25 protein-coding genes are annotated in these 26,065 nt (G+C 55.1%); 8 read left to right on the top strand and 17 right to left on the bottom strand.

All coding sequences use genetic code 11. The features are described from left to right. Positions 1-509: 509 nt before the first annotated feature. The 11 genes from AB1500_00865 to AB1500_00815 all read right to left on the bottom strand — a co-directional run bounded on the left by AB1500_00865 (position 510) and on the right by AB1500_00815 (position 10,789). The gene (locus tag AB1500_00865) at positions 510-1,655 is read right to left on the bottom strand and encodes a DUF4157 domain-containing protein (protein ID MEW6181715.1); all 1,146 of its coding nucleotides are present in this window, start codon (positions 1,653-1,655) and stop codon (positions 510-512) included. Beyond that, positions 1,648-2,262 carry a hypothetical protein gene (locus tag AB1500_00860; GenBank protein MEW6181714.1) on the bottom strand — a complete coding sequence of 205 codons (615 nt, stop codon included), beginning with the start codon at positions 2,260-2,262 and terminating at the stop codon, positions 1,648-1,650. The genes AB1500_00865 and AB1500_00860 overlap by 8 nt, the downstream gene beginning before the upstream one ends. Positions 2,263-2,266: 4 nt before the next feature. Beyond that, positions 2,267-3,196, bottom strand: a complete 930-nt coding sequence (locus tag AB1500_00855) for a HEAT repeat domain-containing protein (protein ID MEW6181713.1) — start codon at positions 3,194-3,196, stop codon at positions 2,267-2,269. 16 nt (positions 3,197-3,212) lie between these two features. After that, complete coding sequence (locus AB1500_00850) at positions 3,213-4,526, bottom strand: hypothetical protein (protein MEW6181712.1); 1,314 nt, start codon at positions 4,524-4,526, stop codon at positions 3,213-3,215. Positions 4,527-4,537: 11 nt separating this feature from the next. After that, the gene (locus AB1500_00845) at positions 4,538-4,972 is read right to left on the bottom strand and encodes a phage tail protein (GenBank protein MEW6181711.1); all 435 of its coding nucleotides are present in this window, start codon (positions 4,970-4,972) and stop codon (positions 4,538-4,540) included. A 71-nt stretch (positions 4,973-5,043) separates the two neighbouring features. Next, complete coding sequence (locus AB1500_00840; GenBank protein MEW6181710.1) at positions 5,044-5,229, bottom strand: DUF6760 family protein; 186 nt, start codon at positions 5,227-5,229, stop codon at positions 5,044-5,046. Then, complete coding sequence (locus tag AB1500_00835; GenBank protein ID MEW6181709.1) at positions 5,226-5,591, bottom strand: phage tail assembly protein; 366 nt, start codon at positions 5,589-5,591, stop codon at positions 5,226-5,228. The genes AB1500_00840 and AB1500_00835 overlap by 4 nt, the downstream gene beginning before the upstream one ends. 104 nt (positions 5,592-5,695) lie before the next feature. Next, complete coding sequence (locus AB1500_00830; GenBank protein ID MEW6181708.1) at positions 5,696-6,139, bottom strand: phage tail protein; 444 nt, start codon at positions 6,137-6,139, stop codon at positions 5,696-5,698. A gap of 23 nt (positions 6,140-6,162) precedes the next feature. Next, on the bottom strand, positions 6,163-7,635 hold the full coding sequence (locus tag AB1500_00825) for a phage tail sheath family protein (protein ID MEW6181707.1): 1,473 nt from the start codon (positions 7,633-7,635) through the stop codon (positions 6,163-6,165). Positions 7,636-7,754: 119 nt separating this feature from the next. Next, positions 7,755-8,594: a Pvc16 family protein gene (locus AB1500_00820; protein ID MEW6181706.1), complete on the bottom strand. Its 840-nt coding sequence runs from the start codon at positions 8,592-8,594 to the stop codon at positions 7,755-7,757. Continuing rightward, entirely contained in the window at positions 8,588-10,789 is a 2,202-nt protein-coding gene (locus AB1500_00815; protein MEW6181705.1) for an AAA family ATPase, read from the bottom strand. Before AB1500_00815 ends, AB1500_00820 begins: the two co-directional genes overlap by 7 nt. A gap of 670 nt (positions 10,790-11,459) precedes the next feature. Here AB1500_00815 and AB1500_00810 point away from each other — a divergent pair. After that, the gene (locus AB1500_00810) at positions 11,460-12,305 is read left to right on the top strand and encodes a substrate-binding domain-containing protein (protein MEW6181704.1); all 846 of its coding nucleotides are present in this window, start codon (positions 11,460-11,462) and stop codon (positions 12,303-12,305) included. 34 nt (positions 12,306-12,339) lie between these two features. Here the strand turns inward: AB1500_00810 and AB1500_00805 are convergent, their stop codons facing one another. Beyond that, positions 12,340-12,615, bottom strand: a complete 276-nt coding sequence (locus AB1500_00805) for a helix-hairpin-helix domain-containing protein (protein MEW6181703.1) — start codon at positions 12,613-12,615, stop codon at positions 12,340-12,342. Positions 12,616-12,931: 316 nt separating this feature from the next. Continuing rightward, entirely contained in the window at positions 12,932-13,468 is a 537-nt protein-coding gene (locus tag AB1500_00800) for a LysM domain-containing protein (protein MEW6181702.1), read from the bottom strand. 162 nt (positions 13,469-13,630) lie between these two features. Between AB1500_00800 and AB1500_00795 the strand changes: the two genes are divergently transcribed. The 4 genes from AB1500_00795 (at position 13,631) to AB1500_00780 (ending at position 18,096) form a co-directional block, all read left to right on the top strand. Then, entirely contained in the window at positions 13,631-14,944 is a 1,314-nt protein-coding gene (locus tag AB1500_00795) for an MFS transporter (GenBank protein ID MEW6181701.1), read from the top strand. Next, complete coding sequence (locus AB1500_00790) at positions 14,935-15,837, top strand: hypothetical protein (GenBank protein MEW6181700.1); 903 nt, start codon at positions 14,935-14,937, stop codon at positions 15,835-15,837. Before AB1500_00795 ends, AB1500_00790 begins: the two co-directional genes overlap by 10 nt. A 166-nt stretch (positions 15,838-16,003) precedes the next feature. Continuing rightward, the gene (locus tag AB1500_00785) at positions 16,004-17,125 is read left to right on the top strand and encodes a VanW family protein (protein MEW6181699.1); all 1,122 of its coding nucleotides are present in this window, start codon (positions 16,004-16,006) and stop codon (positions 17,123-17,125) included. Positions 17,126-17,331: 206 nt separating this feature from the next. Continuing rightward, a complete protein-coding gene (locus AB1500_00780; GenBank protein MEW6181698.1) occupies positions 17,332-18,096 on the top strand; it encodes a carbohydrate deacetylase in 765 nt (254 codons plus the stop codon). Positions 18,097-18,334: 238 nt separating this feature from the next. Here the strand turns inward: AB1500_00780 and AB1500_00775 are convergent, their stop codons facing one another. Continuing rightward, positions 18,335-18,700 carry a hypothetical protein gene (locus AB1500_00775; GenBank protein MEW6181697.1) on the bottom strand — a complete coding sequence of 122 codons (366 nt, stop codon included), beginning with the start codon at positions 18,698-18,700 and terminating at the stop codon, positions 18,335-18,337. 362 nt (positions 18,701-19,062) lie between these two features. Here AB1500_00775 and AB1500_00770 point away from each other — a divergent pair, with 362 nt between their 5' ends. After that, on the top strand, positions 19,063-20,253 hold the full coding sequence (locus AB1500_00770) for a DUF2225 domain-containing protein (protein MEW6181696.1): 1,191 nt from the start codon (positions 19,063-19,065) through the stop codon (positions 20,251-20,253). Between the two features lie 163 nt (positions 20,254-20,416). Beyond that, positions 20,417-21,625: a DUF2225 domain-containing protein gene (locus AB1500_00765; GenBank protein MEW6181695.1), complete on the top strand. Its 1,209-nt coding sequence runs from the start codon at positions 20,417-20,419 to the stop codon at positions 21,623-21,625. 10 nt (positions 21,626-21,635) lie between these two features. Here the strand turns inward: AB1500_00765 and AB1500_00760 are convergent, their stop codons facing one another. Then, the gene (locus AB1500_00760; protein MEW6181694.1) at positions 21,636-22,058 is read right to left on the bottom strand and encodes a secondary thiamine-phosphate synthase enzyme YjbQ; all 423 of its coding nucleotides are present in this window, start codon (positions 22,056-22,058) and stop codon (positions 21,636-21,638) included. 87 nt (positions 22,059-22,145) lie between these two features. Beyond that, the gene (locus AB1500_00755) at positions 22,146-22,817 is read right to left on the bottom strand and encodes an HAD family phosphatase (GenBank protein ID MEW6181693.1); all 672 of its coding nucleotides are present in this window, start codon (positions 22,815-22,817) and stop codon (positions 22,146-22,148) included. 436 nt (positions 22,818-23,253) lie between these two features. Between AB1500_00755 and AB1500_00750 the strand changes: the two genes are divergently transcribed. Continuing rightward, positions 23,254-24,525, top strand: coding sequence for an MFS transporter (locus AB1500_00750; protein ID MEW6181692.1), 1,272 nt, complete (start codon positions 23,254-23,256; stop codon positions 24,523-24,525). Between the two features lie 12 nt (positions 24,526-24,537). Here AB1500_00750 and AB1500_00745 read toward each other — a convergent pair whose 3' ends face one another. Continuing rightward, a complete protein-coding gene (locus AB1500_00745) occupies positions 24,538-26,055 on the bottom strand; it encodes a spore germination protein (GenBank protein MEW6181691.1) in 1,518 nt (505 codons plus the stop codon). Positions 26,056-26,065: the final 10 nt, after the last annotated feature.

The following is a 26,065-nucleotide window of genomic DNA, read 5'->3' as shown; positions in this document are numbered from 1 at the left end:
TTCGCACTTCCCAATTATCAGGCGTAGTTTTGCATCGACCTCCCAACCCACACGACAGCGGAACCGCCCCGCCGACCCCGGCAGGCCTGGCATTCCATGCCTGCCTGCCCAAACCGGTTCCAAAACCCTGGCTGTTTATTACCGTCTCCCTTTCGAAAAATATTAATTTATTAAGGCGATGTAATCCGCCAGCAGCTTTGGAAAGCACCGTACCGATTAAAAAATCAAAGCGGCTTAAACACTGTCCTGCTTCCCCCGCCGGAAACTTAGGACGTTGGCACTTATCGCGCACCTGGTTAACCTGCGCCGCGGAAATATAGGAGACGGATGAATCAGCCCGGCCTGGTCTTGTCCGGCTTTCGAACAGCATCCTCAGATTATGCGGCAGGTGGTACAGGCTCGGAAAGCCGCGCCAACCGCGGACAAGCTGGTATTTCCTCAGAATGCTCCGTATAAAGCCGGCTGAGGCCGGCTCTTTGACAAGCTTAGTTCCGCACCGGCCACTCATGCTAATTCCTCCTGATGTAAGGAGCAACGTGCTGCGGGCCGAAAATCAGCGAAGGGGGCCTGAGCCCCGGCGGCACCGGTGTCCTGATCATGCGCACGGTTCTCCAGACGGTGTAAAACATCCTTATATAATTCCGCGACCCTCTTTCCATCGCCCCATCCCGCGCCATTTGTTCCGGATTGACGCGATAATCGTCAGGGTAATAACCGAGCAGCGCGTGCCAGACCGCCGCCCCCCGGCCATAGTTAGTGTTCGGGTACAGCCTGTGGATTTGCAGCAAAGCGTCTCTGGCTATACCAGTGGCGCCGTCGCGCGCGTGTGAAAGATCGCTTAACGGCGCGCCCGGTGGAAAGGAGTGCGAAAAACTGTCTTGATAACGGTGCAGAGCCCAGCCGAAAGCAGCCGGGTCCGCCCTGTTCATCGCCTCGTGAACGGCCGCCTCCGCCGTCGGCCGCGAGGGGAAGTGCCTCAGGTCGTTGTCGCTGACGGGGAAGAGAAACGCGGCAGGTGTCGTAATATGCGGGTGGGACCAGCCTTCGTCCACAGCCTGGTCCCGCCTGGCAATTGTTTCCGCTTCCGCGCTGCCGCGCCCGAAAACGTCCTCCGCCCAGGTCTTCGTATGTTCGTAGTGGACGTTCCTGCCGTACATCTGTACCGCAGGCGTATTCCGCTGTTGCGCCACGTGCGCCAGTTCGTGCGCCAGAAGCCTCCTGCCGCCCGGGGTGGCCGGGCTGAACCGGCCCGCCCCGAAGAAAACATGGCTGCCGGCGGTAAACGCCTGGGATCCCAGCGCCCTGCACGCCCGCGCCGCAAAACCGCCGGTATGCACCCTTACCCCGCTGAAATCACGATTGAAACCTGATTCCATCGGCCTTCTTATTTGCCTGTCGAGCGGCTCTCCGCCGTCTTTCGTTTGGAAGAGACGGGAAAGAAACCGTACGCCCGCTCCTCCTTCCCGCTCCAGAGAAGACGGGCCTGCCCCCGCCAACCTTCCCACCGGTTTTCCCGCCAGAACCCTCTCCGCAAGGTTTTCCGCCTCCAGTTCATGTCTGTCCGCCGGCCGGTATACCGGCAGCGTCTTGCTTCCGGGCAGGCGCTTGCGATCGAGGAAAGCGCCGCTACGTTTCTGCATCCTTGTTTTAAACACCGGCGACCACCTCCTCCTTCTGCGGCTGCGCCCCGGGGTTTTCGACCGGCACCAGCCCGATTTCCCCGACAACGTTGCGGGACACGGCCGGCGGCTTAGAATCAGGCGCGCAACCTTTATTGTTAACGAGAGCCCGCATAACCTCCCAGGTAGGTATCTCGATTATGTTGCCTTCTTCATCGAACCTGATGTGCGTAAGAATGGCCTCCAGCCCTTCCATGTCGATGCGGATAAGGCCAGGAGCATCCTTGCTTTCAAAGCTGCGCTTATACCAGCAGCGGTGCGGGTTGAAAAACACGCAGGTTTTGGGCTTCCGCGCGGTATCGTGCACCGTGCACAGATTGGTCTCCTCGTTAAACAACCGGCATGTCCGTTCGATAAGCACCTGCCATTGCCCGTCGCTGTTCAGGATCACCCGGACGCTTTCGAAACCGATCATGTACCGTATGTAGTCAAGGTCCATGTACGTGCCCGGCGTAGGATGCGGAATTAAAAGCAGCCGGCAGCACGGTGCCGAACACCCGTTGCAAGGGTTCTCTTCCGCCTTCTCGAAAAAATTCTTACTCCGGACGGAAACAGATTCTTCGTCATTAATACCGCCGGGCATTCTCTTAATCTCCTTTATATTCAGCCGGATCCGGGCCGTACAGGACGCCCGCGGGCCGGCCTCCGGCGCCGAGAGACACTTCGATCCCCCAGCGGGCAAGCCATGAATACTTTCCGCATTTCCGGAAGAGCTCCAGAAGCACATTCTTTGCGATTTTCCGTTCACCCGCAATCCAGAGCCCCAGCATCAACCGGACCCGGAGATCTTCATCAGCGTTCCACAGCCTTTCTTTCAGCAGGCCTGCCGCCGTCTCGTCGCCCAGAATGGCCAGCGCGCGAACCGCGTGACGGGCCACCCGGGGGTTGGGGTCGTCCAGCGCATCAGTAAGCGCCGGGATCAAGCAGTCCTTCTCTTTCGGCAGGGCGGTGTACCACCTGACGGATGAAATTACCGCCTCAACCTCCGCCGTCTCATCCCGGACAAACGGCTCCCCCCGTTTGTCGTAATCCGTCATTAAGAAACTGCGCATGCCTTTTTCCCCCGGCGCAAATTGGTACGAGGGCCGGCGCAGATGCTCATAGGGCAACTCCGCTGAGACCCTCTTCAGGAAGAACAAGCCACGGTCACCTCTACAAAAAACAGGCGCGAACTCCGGACCGCCGGTTTCCCCAACTGAAGAATAGGCGTAAGCGATCTCGATCTCTTCAGACTCTTCGACGCCGAACAGTCTCCTCTCAACCTTCACTCTCGTGAATTGGACCGAAATCCGGTTACCCGCCCCGGCCTCCCCCGACAGCCACGGCCGCATCATGACAAGGTCTGCGCGCCGCACCGGCAGGCTGTAGATCTCGGTCTCCCGCACCTTCCCGACAAGAATCACCGCTGAACGGTCCACCCGACTCCCAACGGTGTCCGCCGTTCTCTCGAAAAGGTAAGACATGATACTCTTCGTCTCGTCCGTAAACGAAACGATCTTCATAACCCGCGTACTCATCTTTCAAAGACCTTTGTCAGTATTTAATTACTGCGGGGGATTTGACCACATTAACCTTCGTTGTCCCTTTGATTATGTCGTAAATAACGTTGCCTGCCTTGTCAGTCCTGCGGTTGCCAAGTTTAAAAGTGTGCCATCCCTTAGCATCACGATCACCGGTCTTTCTGAACAAGAAATCGTATTTTGCCGCCCATTTTGTCTTATCATTACCCAATTGCGGATGGGTGAGCTTATTTTGAATCCTGTCCAGTATCATTTGCTTAACATCGGCTTCCGTGTTCTTGGGTCCGAACAGCTTGCCGACCACGTACTTTTTCAATACAGTTTCCGCCTCTTTAAGTGAAATCTTATAGGCGTATTTATGGTCGTTGCAGTGCTCTTGCTCTGCGGCCCGGTCCCTGGCCGACATGGCGGCGGAAAAGTTCCAGAAAACGTCTTTGCCGCCCTCTTTGTGCTGCGTTTTATGCTTTCCCACGCTGGCATAATAGGCGTCTGCGTTCCCCTCAAAGGCCTTGGTTTTAAGCGTCGGCCTGGCGTACCACTTGAGAACGGTTTTGAATTCGAAGTCCGGGGCGATAAACCCCTTGGGGAAATAGGTCCACCCTACCGTCCATGCACTGCCGGAATGCTTCTGGATTGTCAAGAGGTTTGTCGCCGCCGGCGGGCCTGACGCCGGACTCCCTGTGATCCCGGCTTCCCCGTCTTTTTGCATCGCTCCCCATGAGACCGCTTTGGGATCCCCTATCGCTTGGGAACCGGCAGATGCACCCCATGAAGCACTCATTGTGGAGTCTAAGTGAAGAACTGAGCGCTTGCCAAAAGCAGGTTTTTCACCGTCGAAATCCTCGACCGATGCGTTAAAGCCCCGTTGCACCCGGTACCCGGCTGGAGCATGCGGCGTTACGTTTTGTCCCCAGTAGAGCGGCGCACCCTGCTGTGTCGCACGTGTCAATTCCTCCCCCGGCGGCCGCTCAAACGGGGCCGTTATCATGCCGCCTTCTTCCGTAGCGGAACCCAACGGATTCCCGCCGGCGCCCTCGCGAAAAATTCGTACGAGCAGCCGCCCGCCGGCTCCCGCCTTATCCCTAGCGGCCGGAGTACCAGCTTCAATCGCCAAACCTTCCGAAACGGGCGACCGTACCGACAACGGCCGTAAATGTTCCGCCACCGGCATGCTGTCTTTTTCTTTGTCGTCCCCGGACTTCGCGGTATAAAGCAGAGGGGCTCCGTAAGCCGTGACGGGCGCAGCCGCCCGCTGCCTCGCCGCGGAGGCGCCTCTTTCCTGCCGCTGCGCCACCCTTTTCCGCGATTTCAGAACCTTCTCCGGCATTATCTTGCCCCCTATCCTTTTCCTATCCCCATGTGCGCCAGTTCTAAAACCTCCACCGCCACGGTACCGGTGTCTCCTTTAAACTCCGGGCCGCTCCACTTTACGGGGTAGGCGTCCTTAAAGGTCCAGCGCCACTTTTCGCCTCCCGTATCGTCAAGCAATATCAGACAGCCGCTCTTGCGGCTCACCCTTCCCCCGACAACCTGCCGGTACCATTTCCAGAGGGCATCCGAATCAGTGAGGCCTCTTTTTAACAAAAGGTTGGGGTGCCTGGTGACTTTCGGCAGCTTGTGAACGCAGTCGTTTACCCCGCCTTCCCGGTACTCCTCGGTTTCGGTTTCGACCTCCAGGCCGGAAACCTCACTGAAGCCGCCGACAACCAGCCCGGTTATCTCTACCAGAAAACGAAAAGACTTGTAGGGATCCTTCCTGTCGCCCGCAACCATAACAATCTACCCCTTATCCGCAGATCCTGGATTAGACAAGCCGCAACGTACAACCGGATACAACTGGTCTGTTAATCTATTTCGAATATATTCTTTGGCTGACCGCCGCTTATTTTCTTATTGATCTCGGAGATTTCTTCGCACCACCGGCGCCGTTCCCGGTGCTCCATGTTCATAATCTCTGTGTGAGACCAGTTGAAATAATAGGCGACAAAGGCTACCTCCTCGTAAAGCCGGTCGAGGGGGTAGCCCTTCATTCCCCCGACCGGTCGGGTTCCGCCTCGAATTCGTGCTCGCACTTCGGGCATGAAACCTTTATCATATTGTTGCCGTCGGTGTTTATCCTGTTGTATAAATTCTGAAGATAGGCGAGGTCCGAAGCGAAAAGCCCCTCCACGGTCTTCGTGTTGATTGCGGGGAGCGTCCCCAGCCTGGTTATCACCCGCGATAAAAGGATCACTGTATGGTAGGCCGGGTTTTGTTGCACCCGGGGGTCCTTCAGCGGAAGGATTTCGTCCGCCGCGGTGGCCAGACGCATTACGCCCTCACGATGCAGACTTCCTTCCTGGTCAACGTAACCCTTGGGTAAAACAAACTCGAACTCCGTTTGTAAGACCATGGTTTTACCCCCGTGAATTGTAGTCAGTACATAGTAGCTTCTGCAACCGGTGAGCACAGCCCACCCCTACGATTGTGCATTTGAACTCGCGACTCGCGACTTCTTTACTGCACCCTGACAACGCCTTCGTGGACGATCTCGAGAGTTTCCACGGCCACATCGTTCCCCTTGGCGTTGAAATCCGGCGGGTCATACTTGGTGGGCCAGGCCTGGGAAACCTCCCAGCGCGCCTTGTTGTTGCCCGCCTCGTCGATACAGACGATGGCGATGTTCTTCCGGTTCCCTTCCGCGCCTGACTGAATAACCTTCTTGCGCCACTCGTGAAGCTCCATGGAATCGGTTATTCCCCATTTTAGAGTGACGTTACCGTATTTCGTCAGTCCGGATAGCTTGCGCACCGTCGTCTGGTCGGGACCCTCTCGGTACTCGATTACGTCCGTGGTGGCGTCGAAGCCGCTGCAGTCGCTAAATCCCGCCTGCGTAATCCCGTCTATTTCCACCAGAAAGCGAAAATTGCGATAAGGATCCTTTCTTCCTCCTGTGGGCATGTTTCGGATAACCTCCTTCTTCCCTATTCAGTTACCGCCGAACCGCCCTGCCACTGGGCGATGCGGAAGATGACAAACTCCGCCGGTTTCACAGGGGCCACCCCGATCAGACAAATCAGCCGGCCGTTGTCGATATCGTCCTGCGTCATGGTGGTACGGTCGCATTTAACAAAGAAGGCCTCTTCCGGTGTCTTGCCCATCAGCGCGCCGTCTTTCCACACCCTGGCCAGGAACTCGCTTATTGTTTGTCTGACCCTGGCCCACAGCTTTTCGTTATTCGGCTCGAAGACGACCCACTGGGTTCCCTCGTCGATCGATTCCTCGAGAAACATAAACAGCCTGCGCACATTGACATACTTCCAGAGCGGGTCACTGGACAGGGTGCGCGCGCCCCAAACGCGGATGCCCCTGCCGGGGAAAGCGCGAATGCAGTTCACGCCGCGGGGGTTCAGAATATCCTGCTCGCCCTTGGTGATTGCGAATTCGAGGTCTACGGCGCCCTTGACCACCTCGTTGGCCGGAGCCTTATGCACTCCCCGCTCGGTGTCGCTGCGGGCATATATGCCGCATACGTGTCCGCCGGGAGGGGTCAGTTTGAACATCTTGGAAAGAGGGTCGTAAACCTTGACCCAGGGGTAGTAGAAGGCCGCGTACTTGGAGTCGTAAGTGCTGCGGGGGTTCAACGAACTGATGCTGCTTTGCCCCTGGTCCGCATCGATCACTGCAAACCGGTCTTTGAGGTTTTCGCAGTGTGTGATCAGCGCGCCTGTAAGTCCCGCTACGCTGCCGGCGTTAGGCGCATATACGATGGAAATATCGTCGATCTCCTTAAAAGCGGTCAGTCCTTTGCGCTGACCAGGGGTATCGATATCGGTGCGGGTGAAATCCGCCAGGTCCAGAGGTGTTGTCCCGTCGCCGCCGCCGTCAAGGTTTGTGAGGGAGGCAGGCCCGTCCGGGACCGCGCCGGAATCGCCGGTCTCTTTAGATAGGACCACCAGGTTGGAAATGCCGTTGACCCTTTTAACGTAATAATCACTCGAGCTTTCGCTGACCGATAGATTATCGAAAAGCTCTTTTATCACACCGTACTCGACAACCAGCTTAAAACCGTTCAAGGTTCCGCTCTCGACCTTTACCTTGACGTTGTCGCCCCACGCGCCGTCACCCACGGCGGCTACGGTCAACGCGTCGTCGCTTCCGTTCGTGAGCTTGGCGGTCGACGCCGTGGCGCTCTGGTCAACAACCCGCGCCACGTAGAGGCGCTGCCCGCCGTTGGCGAAGAAGCCCTCCGCAGCGTGCGGAAGGTATTTGCCGTCGGAAAGGTAGCCCCCGAAAACCCTCTGAAATTCCAACCAACTCGTTATCAACCGGGGAGCGGTCGGCCCCCTTTCAGTTTCCCCCAGAAACCCCGCCGTACTGGTACTTACACCCTCGATAGGCTTGCTTCCTATCTCGATTTCCTCGACATATACACCCGGTGACAAGTATTCAGGCACTTTACCTCCTCCTTCGAAAATAGTAGTTCTTTTGCTGGGCGCCGCGATAAGCTTCGCATAGCTACGTAAGATTCGAGAACCGCAACCCTATTGGAATTACCCTCAAAATAGTTCTACGTTCATACTTCTATAATGTACTTCCCGTCGTCGGCAGACACATTGAACACAACCTCGACCGACCTGCCGCCTGCTTCAGCCTTTATCGTCCACGCGCCGCGCGCCAGGCCGGAAAACTTGTAATAGCCCCCCTCGTCGGTTACCGCATACAACCCCCTTTCCTTCACCGTTACAGTGGCGCCGGCCACACCCGCGTCCGGGTTGCCGGCTTCGACGACCCGGCCTCCTATTTGCAGCAGTTCCTCCCGCGTTTCCGGGAAGCCTTTCTGCTCGTATACGGCCACCTTGGTGGTTACGATGGGGCCGGCATCGACTTCCGCCGGAGAGAATCCTACAGTGACGATAAGAGATATAGAAGGCTTCATCTTATTCCCTACCGCGGTCCAGAACTCACCCGGGTTCTTGGGCCCGTCCGGCTGGGCAGCAACCACAGGCAGCGGGGGCTCCTGCCCCAATAACCGCCCGTGGAGCACATCATATGGTATGGTAGGGCACCGTAAGACCGTATCAAGAACCTGGCTCAACAGGCGGTGTTCTTCCAACGCGGCGTCCACAGTGGCAGGACTCCAGGCTGTAATCAGGTAAATGCAATTAACGCGGATCGGAGGCGGTTTCAGGGTCACCACCCCGTCCGCACGCCGCTCCAGGACCGGCTCGTTGTTCCACAGTTCCTTGTTTTCATGGATGTCGTACAGATAAAGGTTAACGGTTTGTTTCTGTGTTGATATACCGCCGGCCCATTTCTCGTCGGGACGGTCGAAGCTGATATCGTAGTTTTCAGAAGGAAGCGGCACCTTTTGCCGCAGCAGGTTCGCCAGGGTCAGATCCAAATCTTTCAGCATACCCTCTGCACCCCCAGCCCTGCTTCCGGTTTGGCGTCAACCAACTCCGAATAAACGCCGAAATCGTCTTTCTTGCACGTCCTGCCGATTTTCTGCAGTTCCCGCCTGACGGCTTGAAGCAGATGCTTCATCCCGACTGCCTGTCCCTCGCGCGCCGCGAGGAAAGCCCCATCCAGAGCGATATTCCTTATGCTGCCGCCGGTAACCGCGAACTGTCCGGCCAGAAAACCAAAGTCGATATCCTTCTCCAAAGGCGTACCGGCCGGAAAGATCGCCTTCCAGATCCGGTAACGGTGCTCTTCCGCCGGTAGAGGGAATTCCACAATAAAATGCAGCCGCCGCGTAAAGGCCTCGTCCATATTCTTTTGGCGATTGGTGGCCAGGATCACCAGACCTTCGTGCTCCTCCATCTTCTGCAGCAGGTAACCCGTTTCGATATTGGCGTATCGATCGTGGGAGTCTTTTATCTCGGTACGCTTGCCGAAAAGCGCGTCGGCCTCGTCGAAAAACAATACCGCGCCGCCGCTTTGGGCGGATGTGAAGACCTGCTCGAGATTTTTCTCGGTTTCGCCGACATACTTGCTGACTATGAATGCCAGGTTGATCTTGTACAGGTCTATCCCGAGTTCGTAGGCTACAACCTCCGCCGCCATGGTCTTTCCCGTCCCGGGAGGACCGGTGAACAGTACTTTAAGTCCGCCGCCCCCCGAAAACTTGCGCCCGAACCCCCATCTCTCGTAAACGGTAGCCTGATTCTTAACCCGGCTGACGATGTCCCGCACTTGTTCCGTCTGCCAGGCAGGTAAAACGATGTCCGAAATCGCGTACCTCGGGCTGATCCTGGATGCTAGGCCGCCCAACCCCTCGAAGGCACGGCTTCTGCAGGCAAGAAAGAGGTCTTCCGTACTCGGCCCGCCTGTGCCAGGATTCATTGAGGCAAAACTCCGGGCGGTGTATACCGCCTCGCGTATCCTTCCCGGGGTAAAGAAAAACCTGCCGGCCAGGGCCGGTATATCGATCCCTTCCCCCCCGGCGCCGCTTTCCGCCAAGAATTTACGCCAGAGTTCCTCGCGCTGTCGACAGTCCGGAAGGGGAAACTCGACGGAGCAGAAGAAATGGTGTTGTGAACTGAACTCGGGGCGCCAGGATCTGCCCGTCTCCAAGACGGTCAGCCATGAGAGTTCCTGCAGGGCGTTGAGAAAAGCGATTCGTCCCTGTACAGCCTTCCCTTCGTCGCCGAGCAACAGATCAAAATACTCAAAGCAGACAACGGCAGGCAGCAGCAAACTCTCACGGAAAAGGAGATCGACAGCCGTTGCCGGGTCAATGTCCGCATTTAACATACCCTGCGTGTCCACAAGCAGCAAAGGCAGATCCCACTGCCGGCACAGCGCTTCGGCAGCAACAGTTTTTCCGGCGCCGGCAGGACCGTGAAGACAAAACAGCAGCCCACCCTGCAGCGTTCCGGAAACGAAAGAAGGCAGTCCTGCGATAGAAACAAGCCTGCGTCTTGCCTCTTCGCTAAGGATCAAATCGTCGGGGGTCCGCGTCGGCGTTACAATCCGGGCAAAACCACTCGTCCTGCCTTCAGCCGCCTCATAACCGCAGATAAAGCCCACTACTCGCTCGCTGACGAACACGGAACGGGACATTAGTGATCCTCTCAGCGATGCGCGGTCATCCGCAAACTCCAGAAGGCGGTACCTTATCAGCGGCGCTTGGGCCGCGAAACAGTGTCTAACGGTTTGCGCGTCTTTTTCTTCAGGGGAAAGCAATCTGCAAAGGAGTCCTACCGTTATCCTCTCGCCCGCTGTTTCGAGGCGGGCGAGCATACGCCGGTACTCGGGGCTAAGATCCGCGGCCAGACAAATAAGGAGCGCTTCCTTTTCTAACGCGGTCAGCCCGAATACTCCGGCCAACCGGTCTAAAGACAGGATAACGCCCCTTTTAGCGGTTTCTGCTTTTTTCTGGTTTATTAAGGCTGTGAGGCGAATTAACGCTTCCTCTACCCCGGAGGGTTCGCCGTACCCGCCGGAAGTCACAACGGCCGGGTCGGACGGCCGTCCATTTGCATGGCTGACAGCGAAACCGTCTATTCCACCATATAGTAGATGTCCCTGCAGCCTTAATTCAAGGCGTCGAAGCTCATCACGAATGTACTGCCGGTCATTCGCATAATGTTCTATTTTTATCAACCCGCCCCGTTTTACATCTTACAACATAAATGGAAATTAACATAACATTCTATCTAAAATAAGTATATTTTGTAAGATAACATATCCCTGCCTAAAAAGTCAATCAATTACAGCAAAATATTACCTTAAATTTTCAGGTTCTTCCGAAAGCTTTAAACCGTCCGCGGAAACTTGTTCCAAATTCTTTCGCGTGTTACTATTCTTTAGAGACAAGGTAAAGGCAACCGTTGGCCGCTTAGTGTTTCGTTTATCAGCGATCAATATACTTGAAATACGATTCTTGTTAGCTGGGTTGAGTGCCGGGCAAGCAGACCGCGAAAGCCAGGGCGGAGCCATACAATTTCGAGGGACTCGCCCATGCCCAGCACTTAATTCAACTTAAAAAGTAGCAATCTAATAAAAACGTTCAATGTCGTCAAAGCCGCTAGTTTTCTGCCAGGGTAAGTTTGAGTGCTGGGGGACGGAGCGGAGCTGTACATAGAAGTCAGACGTGGGAAATGGGAAGTCAGATTCTTGAAGGAATTCGCTCATAAGCGAATTACCACAAGCATCTCACCTTTAACCTCCCACATCCCACCTCTAAAAGTGCCGGTGAGCCTGACGAAGTAATGCGAAGCTCATCGCCACGACCCACGGAAGAAGAACGCATTTTCAGAGGAGGGGGATTACCATGGGCTTCGGAATCGCCGATTTGCCGGAAATCCCGGCTGGCCGCGGGGACGACCTGCACAACCCTGAATACATGGGAAACGCCGATCTTGTGCTTTTCATGGCCGGCAACCAGTTCATGGTTATGGAGGAACTGCTCCAGACGTTTCAACAGGTCCACCCACCGATAAAGCGCATTTTTTACGAAACCCTGCCTCCAGGCCTGGAACTGAAACAGATCCTGGCCGGCGGCGCCAGGTTTGACGAAACCGAAATCAGGATAGCGCCCGATATTTACTCGTCGGTAACCGAGGACGCAATGAAAGAGTTATCGGGCAGAGGCTTTATCGACAATTATTTCGTTTACCTCCACAATCGGATCGTCATCATGGTGCCGGAAGGGAACCCGGCAGGCATAGAAACGGTTAACGACCTTGCCCGCGACGAGATTCGCATTTCGCAACCCGGCCCATTGGAGGACATTTCGCACTACATTGTAGACATGTACAGAAAAGCCGGCGGCGAGGCCCTCGTGAAAAGAATTTTGGAGGAGAAAAGGGCGGAGGGCACAACGATCCAGACACTGGTGCACCACCGCGAAACACCCCTCAGAATAAGGAAAGGCACCGTCGACGCCGGTCCGGTATGGGCGACGGAGGTGATAAACGCCCAAAGGGAAGGTTTGAAGGTGGAAATGGTGGAACCGGGAGATAGACTGGACCAGCGGGACAAGGTGGACTACTATATAACGAAGTTAAAAAAAGCACCGAATCCGGAGAACGCCGCAAAATTCCTGGACTTCACCAAATCCAGGCTTGCGCAGGAGGTATACAGGCGGTACGGCTTCGTCCCCCACTTTTTCACATAGCTCTAATTTTATTAGGCGGCTTCCCTTGCTGAAACTACCGGTCCTTCCAGTTCCACCACTTCAGAAGCCCGGGGTTGTGTGTCTCGTTGGACGCGTAGTACACCGCGCAGCGAAAAACGTATAGAACGCAGCGGTCCACCCGAGTGCCCTTCAGAGCGCAAAACCGGAGGTAAATATCTTCCGGGTCGCGGTCTTTCAACTCTTTCACCGAACAGAACCCGAGATCGTATAATTTCCCGGCGATAGACCCGCCTACGCCGGGAATCTGCTGCAGATCTTTTACGGCGGCTTGCTTCGAGCATTTTAACATAATAGGCGACTCCTCAGAAAATAGAATCAACCGCCAAGACGCCAAGGACGCCATGAATCAAGAAAAAGTCGATTTTCATGTTCGTGGTGCCGCCACGGCGGCATGGGTAACTCCCTTGAAATACTTCCTTATCCATTTTAAAACAACTGAGTCGCCGCCGCCATCCTAAAAGGCCGCTGCAAGACTGCGCCCGGCTGTTTCAGAAGCCCCGCTGCCGTCTCCGCCTTCTCCCTCCTCCGGCTCAAGCCCGGAAAAGAAAAACCCCGACACCGCGCCTGTCTTTAATTCCTGCCTCAGTGTTATTCCGAAAAGGCCGTCACCTTGTTCCGGGGATGCACAGGACCTGACCTATCTGCAAATTATTCGGGTTGACGAAGGGATTAGCCGCCTGAATAGCCTCGACGGTGGCGCCGTATTGGCGGGCCAGCCCGTAGAAGGTATCCCCCGCACGGACTACGTGCGGGAATGTTCCCGCCGGGCATACACCCGGCCCCGGCGGCTCCGCAATCGGGACGCACAGCGTCTGCCCGACCAGAAGAGCGTCCGGGTTAACGCCCGGATTGGCGTTGTAAAGGTCCTGAACACCGATGCCGAAGCGCCTGGCGATGCTGTAGTAAGTATCTCCCGGCCGAACGATGTAGGTGAAGTTTCCCGGCGGGCAATACACGGGCGGAACAGCCAGCGGGATGCAGATCAATTGTCCGACCTGAAGGTTGTTGGGGTCCACACCCGGATTGGCTTCACGCAGATCGTCAACGGAAATCCGGTACCGTCGCGCGATGGAATAATAGGTGTCCCCCGGTTGAATCCGATAATAGTTCCCTTCCGGACACGGTGGCATGTAATTGTACATCTCGAATCGCTCCCTTTGTTTTTTCGCTTCCATTTTATGAGGGATCGGCGCCGGGTGTGTCTGCAGGAGAATGTGCCTTGACCCTATATGCAAAAATTTGCCCTGGCGCGTGGGGCCAAAAAAGCTATAATTATACTAATGTCCATAAGGCGGTTTATCGCCTTGAAAAGCCACATCGATGTTGTTTCCGGAGGGATACAGGTGAAGACCGCTGGTTTGCGACTGCATTACGGCTGGATAATCATGTTCCTCGGAATGCTTACCGCCTTGGGCGCACACGGGTTCGGCCGCATGTCCTACACCCTGATCCTGCCGGCGATGAGGGATGGGTTGGCTCTTACCTACACCCAGGCCGGACTTTTAGGTACGGGAAACTTCATCGGTTATATGATTTCCGCGTTTTGCGGCGGGTTTATTGCCGCAAAGTATGACAGCCGCTACCTGATGAGTTTCTGTCTTGGGATAATGGGCATCACCATGTTTCTGACCGGCTTAGCCCATTCCTTTCAATGGGCTTTCGCCATGCGGTTGGCCACAGGGCTGGGACACGGCGGGGCCTACGTGCCGGCAATGGCGCTCGGATCGGTGTGGTTTTCCAGACGTTACAGGGGCCTTGCCACCGGGATAGTCTCCAGCGGCACCGGCGTCGGCACCATGCTCGGCGCGCTTCTTATCCCCCTGCTTTTGACGACTTTTGGGGCCGGCGGTTGGCGCTATGCCTGGTTCTGCCTGGGAGGACTCCTGCTGGTAATCGGCGGCGTCTGCCTCGCTTTCCTGCGCCCGCGGCCCGAATCCATCGGTCTTGAGCCGGTAGGAGAGATCACCGCCGCTGAAAAAAAGCGGGAGATCAGCGCGGGAAGTGATTCCGGTTCATTGCAGTGGCGGTTGATTTTCCGGCAGAAAACGGTCTGGCATCTCGGCGTTATCTATTTCATGTTCGGGTTTTCTTATGTTATCTACCTGACCTTTTTTGCCGCCTACCTGAAAAACGAAATCGGCTGGACCGCCGCCCGGTCAAGTGCCCTCTGGGCGTACGTGGGGGCGCTCAACATCTTCTGCGGTCTTATATGGGGCAGCGTTTCCGACCGCCTGGGCCGGAAATACGGCGCCGCCATGGTTTATCTTTTGCTGTCCCTCTCCTACCTTCTTTTCGCCTTTTTCAAGACGACGCCCGCCTTTTACCTCTCTGCGTTCATTTTCGGTCTTTGCTACTCCGGAATACCGACGGTGTTCGCCGCAGCTTCCGGTGATTACGTAGGCAGACGCCTGGCGCCCGCGGGGCTTGGCTTTATCACCCTTTTCTTCGGCATCGGTCAGTCTATCGGCCCCGCGGTGGGCGGTTATATCGCCGATCAGACCCACACCTTTTCCTGGGCTTTCGCCCTGGCGGCCGCGGTCTCCCTCGTCGGCCTGGCAGGCGCGCTTTTCCTGCCCCGCCCCCACCTTCCGACCGGCGGGAACAAACCGTGCGCGTAATCACGATCGCCTTAGGTCCCCACCGGGCGGAGATGCTCTGCCTAATGGAAAAACACATGAGGCGCTGCCGCGTGGTAATCTTGGAAGAACCCGCGCATCCCGGCTTTCACGACATGCTCCGGAAGGAAACGGGCATCCGCAGGTACCTTGCTGGCGGCGGTTTCGGGTTTCCCCGTTTCGTTCTGCGCGCCTGCCGACTACACCAGCGGCTTTATTCGGATCACGGCATCTCCTTTTTCCAAATCGACCCGTATATGACCGCCGCAAAGAATCTCATGGAAGGAAACCCGCCGCGGTCCGACCTTGAATACAAGGTATGGACGAGTGAACACATCTGTTCAAACGCTCTGCTGCGTTATTACGAAGCCGCTTCTACCGGGGACTTCAACGCAATGGTGGAGGCCACCACGACCTTTGCCCAAGCCGACGCCCGGCGCATATTTTTCAGGGAAACGCTTCGCAGCAGGGCCATCGCCGGAATCGTGAGGGACACGGAAGGCGACGTTTACATTGAGGCGGGTTACATCCACCTCATCCTTCAGCCGCTCTTAAAAAAGCAAATCCCGGCGCCGGAAAAACCTCGCGTTCTCTTCCTCCTGCGCGAGCCCATCGGCGCCTTGAGTAACCTTGCCTGGCGGCAGCACCTGTCCCCGGGCGATGTGCTGACCCTCCGGCGCATATTCGGCCGGGCGGAGAGCCCTGCCGACACTCTCCTTGCCGCGCGAAGTCTGGTTTTCGTGAGCCTCCTGTCCAAGGAAGAAAAACTGCCCTCCCCCGCCGACCCCTATCCTCATCTGCTGGAAGAGCTTTACCTCTGCCGCTGGGTGCGGAAAATGACATACGAAGACTGTGCGGAATTCTACAATAATCTGAAATCTAACTCCTCCCCGTAGCAAAGACATTCCTTAATTTTTATTACCGAACCGTAAACTTTCCAAACCGATGCTCATATCCTTTTAACGTGCTGCTGCGTTCACCGTCGGGAACAGCGTTCATAAACGTGTAGTTCGTCATGCCGCCGGCGGCCGCTCCATTAGAAGTCTTATTCCCTAGGAAGGCGTGGACATCACGAGCGGACACAAAAGGCATCTCGCCGCCTGCGTAATCTGGTTGAGCTTCCTGTTTGCCGTTTTAAGTTCCGAGGTGACCCTCGCCGAGACAACCTTCCCGGCCGGCATTGAACGGTTCTCCATCAACGACCGGGCCTATCGGACGGACACAACTTCCTCGGAAAAACCGCAACCTATTAAAACAGTCTCCGTCAGCCTGCCGCAACCCTTGCGGCTGGAGAACAAAGTGGCGCAAACCTCCGTTTTCTTCTCTCGTTACCGTGACGGCAACAACGTGACCAACGCCGGTGTGGCCGGCGGGTATATCAACGGCCTGCATCTACCGCCCGGACGTCTTTTCTCCTTCAATCAAACGGTCGGGCCCAGAACGAAAGAGAAAGGGTTCATCATCGGTCACAACATTCATAACAAGCCGGTAAGAGGCGGCGGGGTCTGCCGGATGTCCACCGTGCTGTACCAATTGGCGAAAAAGGCCGGCTTCACGATTATCGAAAGACATTCTCATTCAAAGCCGGTCGATTACGTCCCGCCGGGGCAGGACGCCGCGGTCGACTACGGCAGCGCAGACCTCAAGTTCAGGAACAACACGGCCTGTGACATGGTCATTTACGCCGGTTTGCAGGAAGGCAAAAAGGGGCGGCTTTTATGGGCCGAACTCTATGAATTGAAGCCATTGGTGAAATGCGATCTCATCGTTTTGCGCCGGCCTCCGGGCCGACCGGTATGGGAAGACGTTGAACCCCAAAGGCTGACCGCCCTCCTGCTCGACGGAAGTTCGTATATCTCGCTGGAACAACTTGGCGGCGCTTTGGGCTGGAAGGTCGGCGCAGCCCAAACAGACGGTAGGTATACCGCAACCGCGGATACCGGCGGGATGAAGGCGGTCTTTACCGGCGGCAGCAAGAAAGCGGTGGTGAACGGACACAACGCAGAGCTTAAAAACGCTCCTTTTGTTCTGAATAACAGCAACTGCAGGTTCTGGGTCCCGCTGAAGGAAATCGCGCAACTTATACAGGCGGAGGTGGTCTGGGAGCCGCGAACGCGAGTCGTTATCCTCAACCCGGGCAGCGCCGGCGTCGAAGGCCGGACTGCAATAAATCGAGAAGGTTAAGAACATAATAGGCACTCGGTTTATCGTTTCACTGTCCTGAAAACATTCTAAAAGTTGAAGGTGTTTAATTGAGAAAATTGAAGGGCGGTTGAACTGTAACAACGGGACAGGCTGTTATGACTCAAAGCGGTTTTTTTCAATGGTGCTTCAAACACTTAAGTGTGATATGATAAAAAAACCAGCAAGCCGGTATAGGGGTGTATGAAATGCTTCTGGCGGTTAACGCCGATGATTTCGGCTTTACGGCGGGTGTCAACCGGGGCATATTGGAAGCCGTGCGGTGTGGTATGGTTACCAGCGTCAGCCTGATGGTCAACCAACCGGGGACCGACGACGCCATCGTAATCCTGCAGCGCGGAGAAATGTCTGGTGTCGGCGTCGGGGTACACCTGTGTCTTACAAAAGGCAGTCCCGTGAGCGCACCGGCGGAAATACCTTCGTTGGTGCAACAAGACGGAGGGTTCAGACTGCGTCAGGAGCTTTTCGTCCAAAGCCCGTCCTGGACAGAGGTGGAACGTGAACTTGCGGCTCAAATTGAGAAAGTCAGAGCGGCCGGTATAAATATAACTCATCTTGACACGCACCATCACATCCACTTCCGGCCCGTTATCCTCTCCGCGGTCATCTCCGTCGCCTGCCGCTATCACCTGCCGGTTCGGAATCTCGATCCGGCCATGCGCGACCGGTTCAGGGCGGAAGGGGTCGCAACCCCCGACTACTGCTGCCTCCATTGGTTTGCGGACCTGGCAACCGCCGAGGTATTCCGCCAGCTTGTCCTGCAGGGACGCCGCACGGGTGCCGGGTTTATGGAAATGATGACGCACCCGGGCCTGGCGGATGAAGAGCTGCGCCGGCTCAGCGGCTACACCCGCGAGCGGGAGAAAGAGTTGGAAGTACTCTGCGACCCGCAGCTCCGACAGTGGCTGCAAGAGAACGGAGTGCAGCTCGGGACATACGAAGACCTGCATTAAAGTGTTCAAGGTTCAACGTTAGGGACACGAGCAGTATACCGCAAGTTCAATTCGCAGTAACCGGCAAAACATCGTTTTAAAAAGGCATTGGCACAGCCGAAGGGACCTTGCACACTCAACGCTTTTCGTTTTTCTCCTTTACATCCGCCGAAAAAACAAAAGGTCCGGCGGTCAGCCGAACCATCGAATAATCATGCAAAGTCACTTAGTATTTACTAACCCGGTATTCCGGAGGTTACTAAGGTTGAAAATCCAGGGGGAAGATTAACGCACTCGTCGCGGCATCGTACCTTCCTTCGTATTTTCTTGGTTTAATGTTATTTTCTTTTAACCATTGGAACAACGGCCTGCTTACAATCCTGCCGCTATTGCCTTTATTGACTGCTTCAACTTTTATTTCCCCTTGCTCCTTATTCTCTACTATAATCAGCGCGCCGTTTTCAGGGTCGAAGCCTACGTTAACCCTGGTAGGCGGCACAATGTATTGTGAGCTTGCTATATTAAGGGATAAGGCTCTGCCGATGTTGCAGGTGGGCATGGTTGTCCTTTTTGTCCTCTTCTGGCTCTCACCCTTTTTGAACCACTTAACGCTTGATTGCTCCATTTTATTACCTCCTTCCTTTAAGAAAATTATATTCCCCTTTTTATTTCTTAATACATCTATGATAGGATTCCTTTCTAAAGTTTAATTATACTGACGCTTGAAGTCAATAAATCTTTTGAAAGTAAAAGAAAATTATAAACAGATTTTCTCTTAATAATCCAGAGCGACAATAAAAAGGACTGTAAGCTGTATTAAGATCAGCCGCAATTATTCCCCTTCCCTCCAGCTAACAGCCGACACAACCAGGGTAGAGGCGCCGTCCAAAATGTAAAGTTTTTAAGGTACATGCAGGATAATAAGATATATGGAAGAATTATGGCTAAACATAAAGACTGTTTAAACTACTAAAATCGGTGACGAATATGGACCAAATCGTTGATTTCCTGAGCAAGATACCCCCATTCAACAGGCTGGCCCCCCAGTTTCTGCAGACCTTATCCGCTTATGTAAAACTTGAAACAGTTGCAGCGGGAACACCGCTTGTGGAATCCGGTACTCCAATCAATCATTTGCGGATTGTTCTGCACGGAAAGGTTGCTGTAAGCAAGAAGACATCTCAAGGCCTGGTCTGGAGATCCGAGGGTCCGGGAGCCATAATCGGGATGCTCGAACTTTTCGGTGACAACACAGCCTCGTATACGGCGCGCACGGAAGAAGACTCAATCATGCTTATGGTAGCCCGTGAGGATTTTCAGAACCTTCTTAAAGCGCGCCCCGAAGAGGCGGTACTATTGATGGACCTGCTCAGCCGTCAAACCAAGGCCGTGACCCCAAGACCAATTCGGATAAAGAACAAAGAAACCGCCGAAGAGGATTCTAAAACCTCGAAAACAGGAGCGGGAACCAGCCCGGAAAGTGACGAAAGCCCTTTCTTCCTGAAGCGTTTCACCTGTCCGTTTTGCGAAACGGAATTCCCCTCCGTCGAAGTAAAATCGAAGTTTATCAAAGTGGAAAAAACGGACAGCGACTACTGCCCGCATTACCGTGACGTAAATCCCTTGTTTTACGAAGTGCGGGTCTGTCCCAGGTGCGGCTACGCCTTTACCGCAGAAATGCCCGCGGTGCTCAGCGACCGGGCGCGGACCGTCCTCGCCGCCCGTTTGTCCAAACTTCGGACGCCGCTGCGTTTTGGCGGAGAAAGGGATCTCAATGCAGCGACGGAGGCCTTTCGTCTGGCGTTTTACTGCCTGGAGGCCATAGGCGGGGGAAATGCCCTGCTCGGGAAGCTGTACCTTAAAATAGCATGGCTGCACCGTTACGCGGGTGAACGTGAGGAGGATCGCGAATACAGCGAGAAAGCTCTTTTCTGCCTTATCGAGTCTTACCGCCTGGAAAAATCGACTGATGCCGCGTCTGAATTAAAGCTGCTATATCTTATCGCTGAGTTGAGTTATCGCCTGGAGAACTACAACCTGGCCGCCCAGTGGTTCGGCAGAATCCTGAACCACCCGCAGCGCTCGACCAACCCCGGCATTATTAAACGCACCCGGGACCGCTGGTATGACCTGCGGGAAAAACTCAAGAACGCCTCTCAATCCCCGGTTGAACAATAATCCGTTTCAAGACCGAAAAAACTCTACTAAAAATTAGAAATCTGCAGTGATAACGCTCCCGAAGATTTCATTCATGGGCGATAATAATTGTAGATATTATGGACATAAAGTAGAAATTTGTCGTGTATTTACTTGTAGATGTCGAACTAACCTGGGTGAAGACATGGAACAAAAGGTAAATCTCTTAAGAAAGATACACATCTTCAACAGGTTAACCCCCCTATTCTTGGGACACCTGGCCGCTTGCAGCAAAGTCGAGAAATATCCTTTAGGAAAAACCCTTCTGGAAGCAGGGTCTTTGGACGATCACCTGTTTATCGTTTTACATGGGAAGGTAGGCATAAGCGGCGGTTTTTACCGGGACCAGGCTCGCGTGGCCGGCGGCCCCGGAACTATCCTCGGGGTTTTCGGACTCCTGGGAGGGAACCCGGCTTCGTGCTCGGTGCGCACGGAGGACGATACCATCATTCTTACGATAAACCGCCGCGACTTCCAGTTTGTCCTTAAGTCGCACCCTGAAGAAGCGGTTATGTTAATCGAGTCATTATCCGGTCAGTTACAAAAAGCAAGCGTAAGCATGGACGTGATATCGCCCGTGGTTGACACCCATCAAGGAACAGCGCAGGCGGTTAGCAAGGAAATTCCCTCCGCAGCCGTAGAAAAAAACAAGCGGGAGGAGAAAAGGGCAGACGAGCCTTTTTACTCGCGACGCTTCACCTGCCCTTGTTGTGAAATAACGTTCTATTCCCAGTCGGTTAAATCCAAATACGTCAGGCTGGATAAGACCGACAGCGATTTCTGCCCCCATTACCGTGCAGTCAACCCGTTGTTTTATGAAGTGAGAGTCTGCCCCCAGTGCGGCTATGCCTTTGCGGGAGAAAAACCTGTGAAACTGAACGACCGGGCAATGGCCAGTCTTGCCGAGCAATTGTTGGAAATCAGGACGACGGTTCGTTTTGACGGAGAGAGGGATCTGGACGTGGCGGTGGACTCCTTCCACCGTGCGATTTATTGCCTGGAAATCATCGGGGGGAAGAAATCCGAACTGGGGAAATTTTATCTTAAGATAGCATGGCTCTACCGTTCCGCAGGGTACGAAACACAGGAACAAGAATACTGCGAAAAAGCGCTTTGCTGTTTTAACGAATCTTACCGCACCGAGCAATCCAGCGACCCGGCGTTTGAACTCAACCTCTTGTATCTCCTCGGGGATCTGAACCACCGTTTGGGATACCTGGATCGTGCAGCGCAGTGGTTCAGCAGGATTCTAACTCATCCGCGCCGTTTCGGCAATCCCAACATCGTCAACCGTACCCGGGAACAGTGGTACGAACTGCGAGCGGAACTTAAGAAAAGTTGCGGCGGTACGTAATGTGCCGGAACTAAGTCGTCTCCGCCTCATCCGTTTTTTCCGACAATACGCGAACAATTACCTTGCGCCGTCGTGGTCCGTCAAACTCGCAGAAAAACACGCCCTGCCAGGTACCCAGTTTAAGCTTGCCTTCGCTGACCGGCAGCAGGTGGCTTACGCCCATAAGACACGACTTAATGTGTGCCGCCGCGTTGCCTTCCAAATGCCGGTAGGAACCACGCACCGGGACAAGCTCTTCGAGCTTGCGCAGAATGTCTTCGGGAACTGTGGGATCGTAGTTTTCATTTATGCAAAGTCCGGCAGTCGTGTGCGGACAATAAACGAAGGCCACGCCTTCCAGGATGCCGCTTGCATGAACCGCGGATTGGATGCTGTCGCTGATGTCCACAAACTCCTGTTGTTGTCGTGTGACTACTTCAACCGTAACAATCAACTCAAGGCCTCCTCCGAAAATAAATCAACCGCCAAGACGCCAAGAACGCCATGTTATAAGCCGACCGGTCAGCATTACGACCCGCTGTTACGGCAAAAAATAAGGCGTCAGCAAGGGCAGGATTGCACGAAGGTCCCGGCATTCCAGGCTTACATGCGCGTTGGCTGAAACAGCCGGCTCGGCGTTCACGGCAATGCTCAGTCCCACCCGTGTAAAAAGCGGTACATCGCCGTGGCTGTCGCCCACGGCCGCAATCTCCCGCGGTCCGGCGCCGAACGCACTGCAGATGGCATCAAGATGATCGGCTTTGCCCTCCCACGGAACGCGGATATACACCCGCCCGTCCGCCCTGCCGTACGAGAAGCCGAGCCCGTTGGCGATGTGATAATCAAAACCCAGGTCTTCCGCCACCCGCTCCGCCAGCAGGTCCAGACCTGATGAAAGAAGCGCCAGCCTTATTCCTCTGTCTTTCAAGGCATCAATGGTTTCCTTGACCCCATCGTGGTAGGGAATCTCCGCCACAATATTCTCTATGAGTTCACGCCGCACGCCGCTCCAGGAACCGACATCCCGCCTGGCGAACTCCTCATACGTTATTTCCCCTGCCAGGAACGCGGCAAGCGACAGGCTGCCGTGCGTCTCCCAGGTGCCAAGCGCCTCGTGGATGTGCTGCCAGACACTTCGTACCGGTGTCAATGTGCCGTCGAGGTCGAAGATAACCCCGCGTAACCGTCCTTCCCGGATTAACTCCCGGATCAAATCCGTCACCCCTACCTGCGCTGACAATGGTTCTAAGGCTAAGTTCTAAATTAAGCTCAAGCCGATAGACCTTCGAGGTCCGTTCAAGATTCATGGTTCAAGATATAAGGCGGCCGTTACAAGCCAGGGCACACAAAGACGCGGCAAACCTCAACAAGCCCGTTTTCATTCATCTGCGGCGACACTTATGGGCGTCATGAGGGTCTGGCCTGACGGTCGCGGAATCACGGGTCATTTGCCTATATCGTACCACAATCTCCCGGCATAAAGTAGTGCCGGGCATAACCACCCTTCTTTTAGGACGGCGTTGACGCGGCCCCTGTTTTGCAGATAGAATACCTTGTCGGGCTGTCAAGTCGTTCTGATTAAGACCGGAATGCTTTTCAACCTTAAAACCGTAACGTTATTATATGCAACAAAAGGCAAGTTTTAGGGCTTGCGGGGGGTAAGGCAAATCGCCAACGAAGAGATCAGGTTGATCGCACCGCAAAAGAAGGTTTTCCCGCCGCTGGCGGCGCTTTATCACCGGGATTACCGCCTTTACTGGACAGGACAACTCGTATCGGTCACCGGGACGTGGATGCAGCAGGTGGCGCTGTCCTGGCTGGTCTTGGAACTCACGCATTCGGCGCTGCTGCTGGGCGTGGTGGGCGCAGCGAACTTCGGGCCGGTACTCCTTTTTTCACTTTTCGGCGGCGCGCTGGCCGACCGGGTATCCAAGCGGCGGCTGATCATTTTCACTCAAACCGGGATGATGCTCATCGCTCTCGTTCTGGGTCTGCTCGTCCTAACAGGGCTGGTAAGGTACTGGGAGGTATTGGTCTGCGCCTTCCTTCTGGGAACATTGAACGCGCTTGACTCTCCGGCCCGGCAATCGTTCATAATCCACCTTGCGGGACGCGACAACCTTATGAACGCAATCGCCCTGCACTCCTCCCTGTTCAACGGCGCGCGGGTCGTCGGCCCGGCAATAGCCGGGCTGGTTATCGCCGGCTGGGGTATTGCGGTTTGTTTTTTGTTAAACGCTTTATCCTTTGTGGCCGTTCTTGTGCAACTTCTGCGGATCAGCGCGGATGGAACAACCTGCGGGGCGCAGTCGCGGAAATCCATCTGGCAGGAGACGAGAGCAGGCTTCGCTTACATCCGGGCGAACCCGCGGATTTTCTTTCCGCTTATTCTTTTGGCCCAGGTAAGCCTGCTGGCTATAAACTTTAGTGTCCTCGTCCCGGCGCTCGCCCGTCTGACACTCGGTCGGGGGGCTCAGGACTTCGGGTTTCTGCTTTCGGCGCAGGGGCTCGGGGCTCTGCTCGGCGGGCTCACCCTGGCTTGGCTGAGCGCAAGGGGGCCCGAGCGGCGGTTCCTGGGAGCCGGAGTTATAGCCCTTTGTGGCGCGCAGGTCGTTCTCGGATGGTGGCCCGGCTACCATCAGGCGCTTTGGCTGCTGTTCGTCGCCGGTTGGGGTATGGTGGTCCTTAACGGCACCATTAACACGACCGTACAGCTTGCATCCACGGACGAATTCAGAGGACGCGTTATGAGCCTTTTTGTTTTATTTTTCATGGGAACCTCTCCCTTGGGAAACCTGATTGCCGGGGCAACGGCCCACGCCTACGGCATACCGGTTTCCTTTGCCGCGGGGTCCGCGGCGGCGTTGTTTCTTACAGCCTTCACCGGGTTGTGGTGGCGGAAGGTGGAAAAACGTGGTTAGAAAAGACAAAGACTACTTGCGCCTTTTCATAAAAGGCTTTCTGGCCGGAGCCGCCTGCGGTTGCCGGTCGGGATCGATCGGTCTCATGATAGCGGGCCTTTCGTGCTTAATCGCTACAGGAGGACGCATAAAAACATTTCTTAACGCCGCAAGGTTTAACGGGATCAGCGGCCAGAGATAAGGTACCCCGAAAGAACGCGTGAAAAGCAGCAGGACAAAGGTCGCAACAACGCCGATGATAAAACCGGGAAGCCTGAAAAGCCCCGTAAGGATCAGGATAAAAAGCCGCGCCAGACGGTTGGCCTGCGCCAATTCAAAAGAAGGCGTAAGGAAGGTGCCGATAGCCGCCGCAGCCGTATAAAGCGTTACCTCGGGACTAAAAAGACCCACTTGTGCGGCAAGCTGTCCCAACAGAACCGCTCCGATAATTCCGGTCGAAGTGGCGATCGGGCTCGGGGTGTGAATGGTAGCCATGCGGATCATATCAATCGCTATTTCGGCTATTACGAATTGGAGGAAAAGCGGGATTTCCCCCACCTTCTTGGGACCGATGAAATGAAGTATTCCCGGCAGCATGTTCGGTTCGAGGGCCGCAAGAAGCCATAGCGGCGTCAAGAAGAGCGAAACGAATACCCCGATGTAACGCACCCACCTCATGTACACCCCCACGGTTGGGTTTTGTCTGAATTCTTCCGCATGCTGGAGGTGGTGAAAAATGGTCGCGGGAAGGATTATCGCGCTCGGGGATGTGTCCACAAGAACCATCACGTTCCCGTCAAAGAGGTGAGCGGCGGCTACGTCCGGCCTCTCGGTGTAGCGCACCTTCGGGAAGGGATTCCAATAGGTCCCCGGTGTGATAAGCTCTTCAATGGATTTCTCGGCCATCGGCAGGCCGTCGATATTAATCTTGTTAATCTTTTCGCGCACCAGGTTTATTATTTCGGGGTTTGCGATGTCTTCAATATACGTAAGCGCGATGTCGGTCTTCGACCTGACTCCGGCGCTCAGGTGTTCGAACCGAAGGCCCGGGTCGCGGACCCGCCGGCGTATCAGCGCGGTGTTATGAACCAGGGTTTCGACAAAACCGTCCCGTGAACCACGCGTTACCTTTTCAAGATCCGGCTCCTGCGGAGTTCGGGCGGGATACTGCCGCACGTCGATCAGGATACCGAATTCCACGCCGTCGATGATGAATGCGACCGGCCCGCTCAGCGCGGCGTATATTACCTCTTCCAAGGTTTTGAGCTGCTTTACCTCACTGAAGGTGACATAGTGATAAAACAGCTTTTTAAACGTATTAAGCGTGATTTCCCCGGGTTTGACCTCAAGCAGCCCTTTGAGGATCAGCGTCAGCGGCACGTCTTTGGTAAAAGCGTCTACGAACAGAAGCGCCGCTCTACGGCCGCCGACCTCAATTTCCCGGAGAATGAGGTCAAAATTCTTTTTGAAAACCAGGCGGTCTTCGAGTCTTTGGAGGTTTACCGCAAGATCTTTGGAGATGGGTGTATCCTTCCCGTCTTCAATGGTCACGCCGGCACCT

This window comes from Bacillota bacterium, assembly GCA_040755295.1.
Classification (GTDB): domain Bacteria; phylum Bacillota; class Desulfotomaculia; order Desulfotomaculales; family Ammonificaceae; genus SURF-55.
This window is presented reverse-complemented; position numbering and strand designations above follow the sequence as displayed.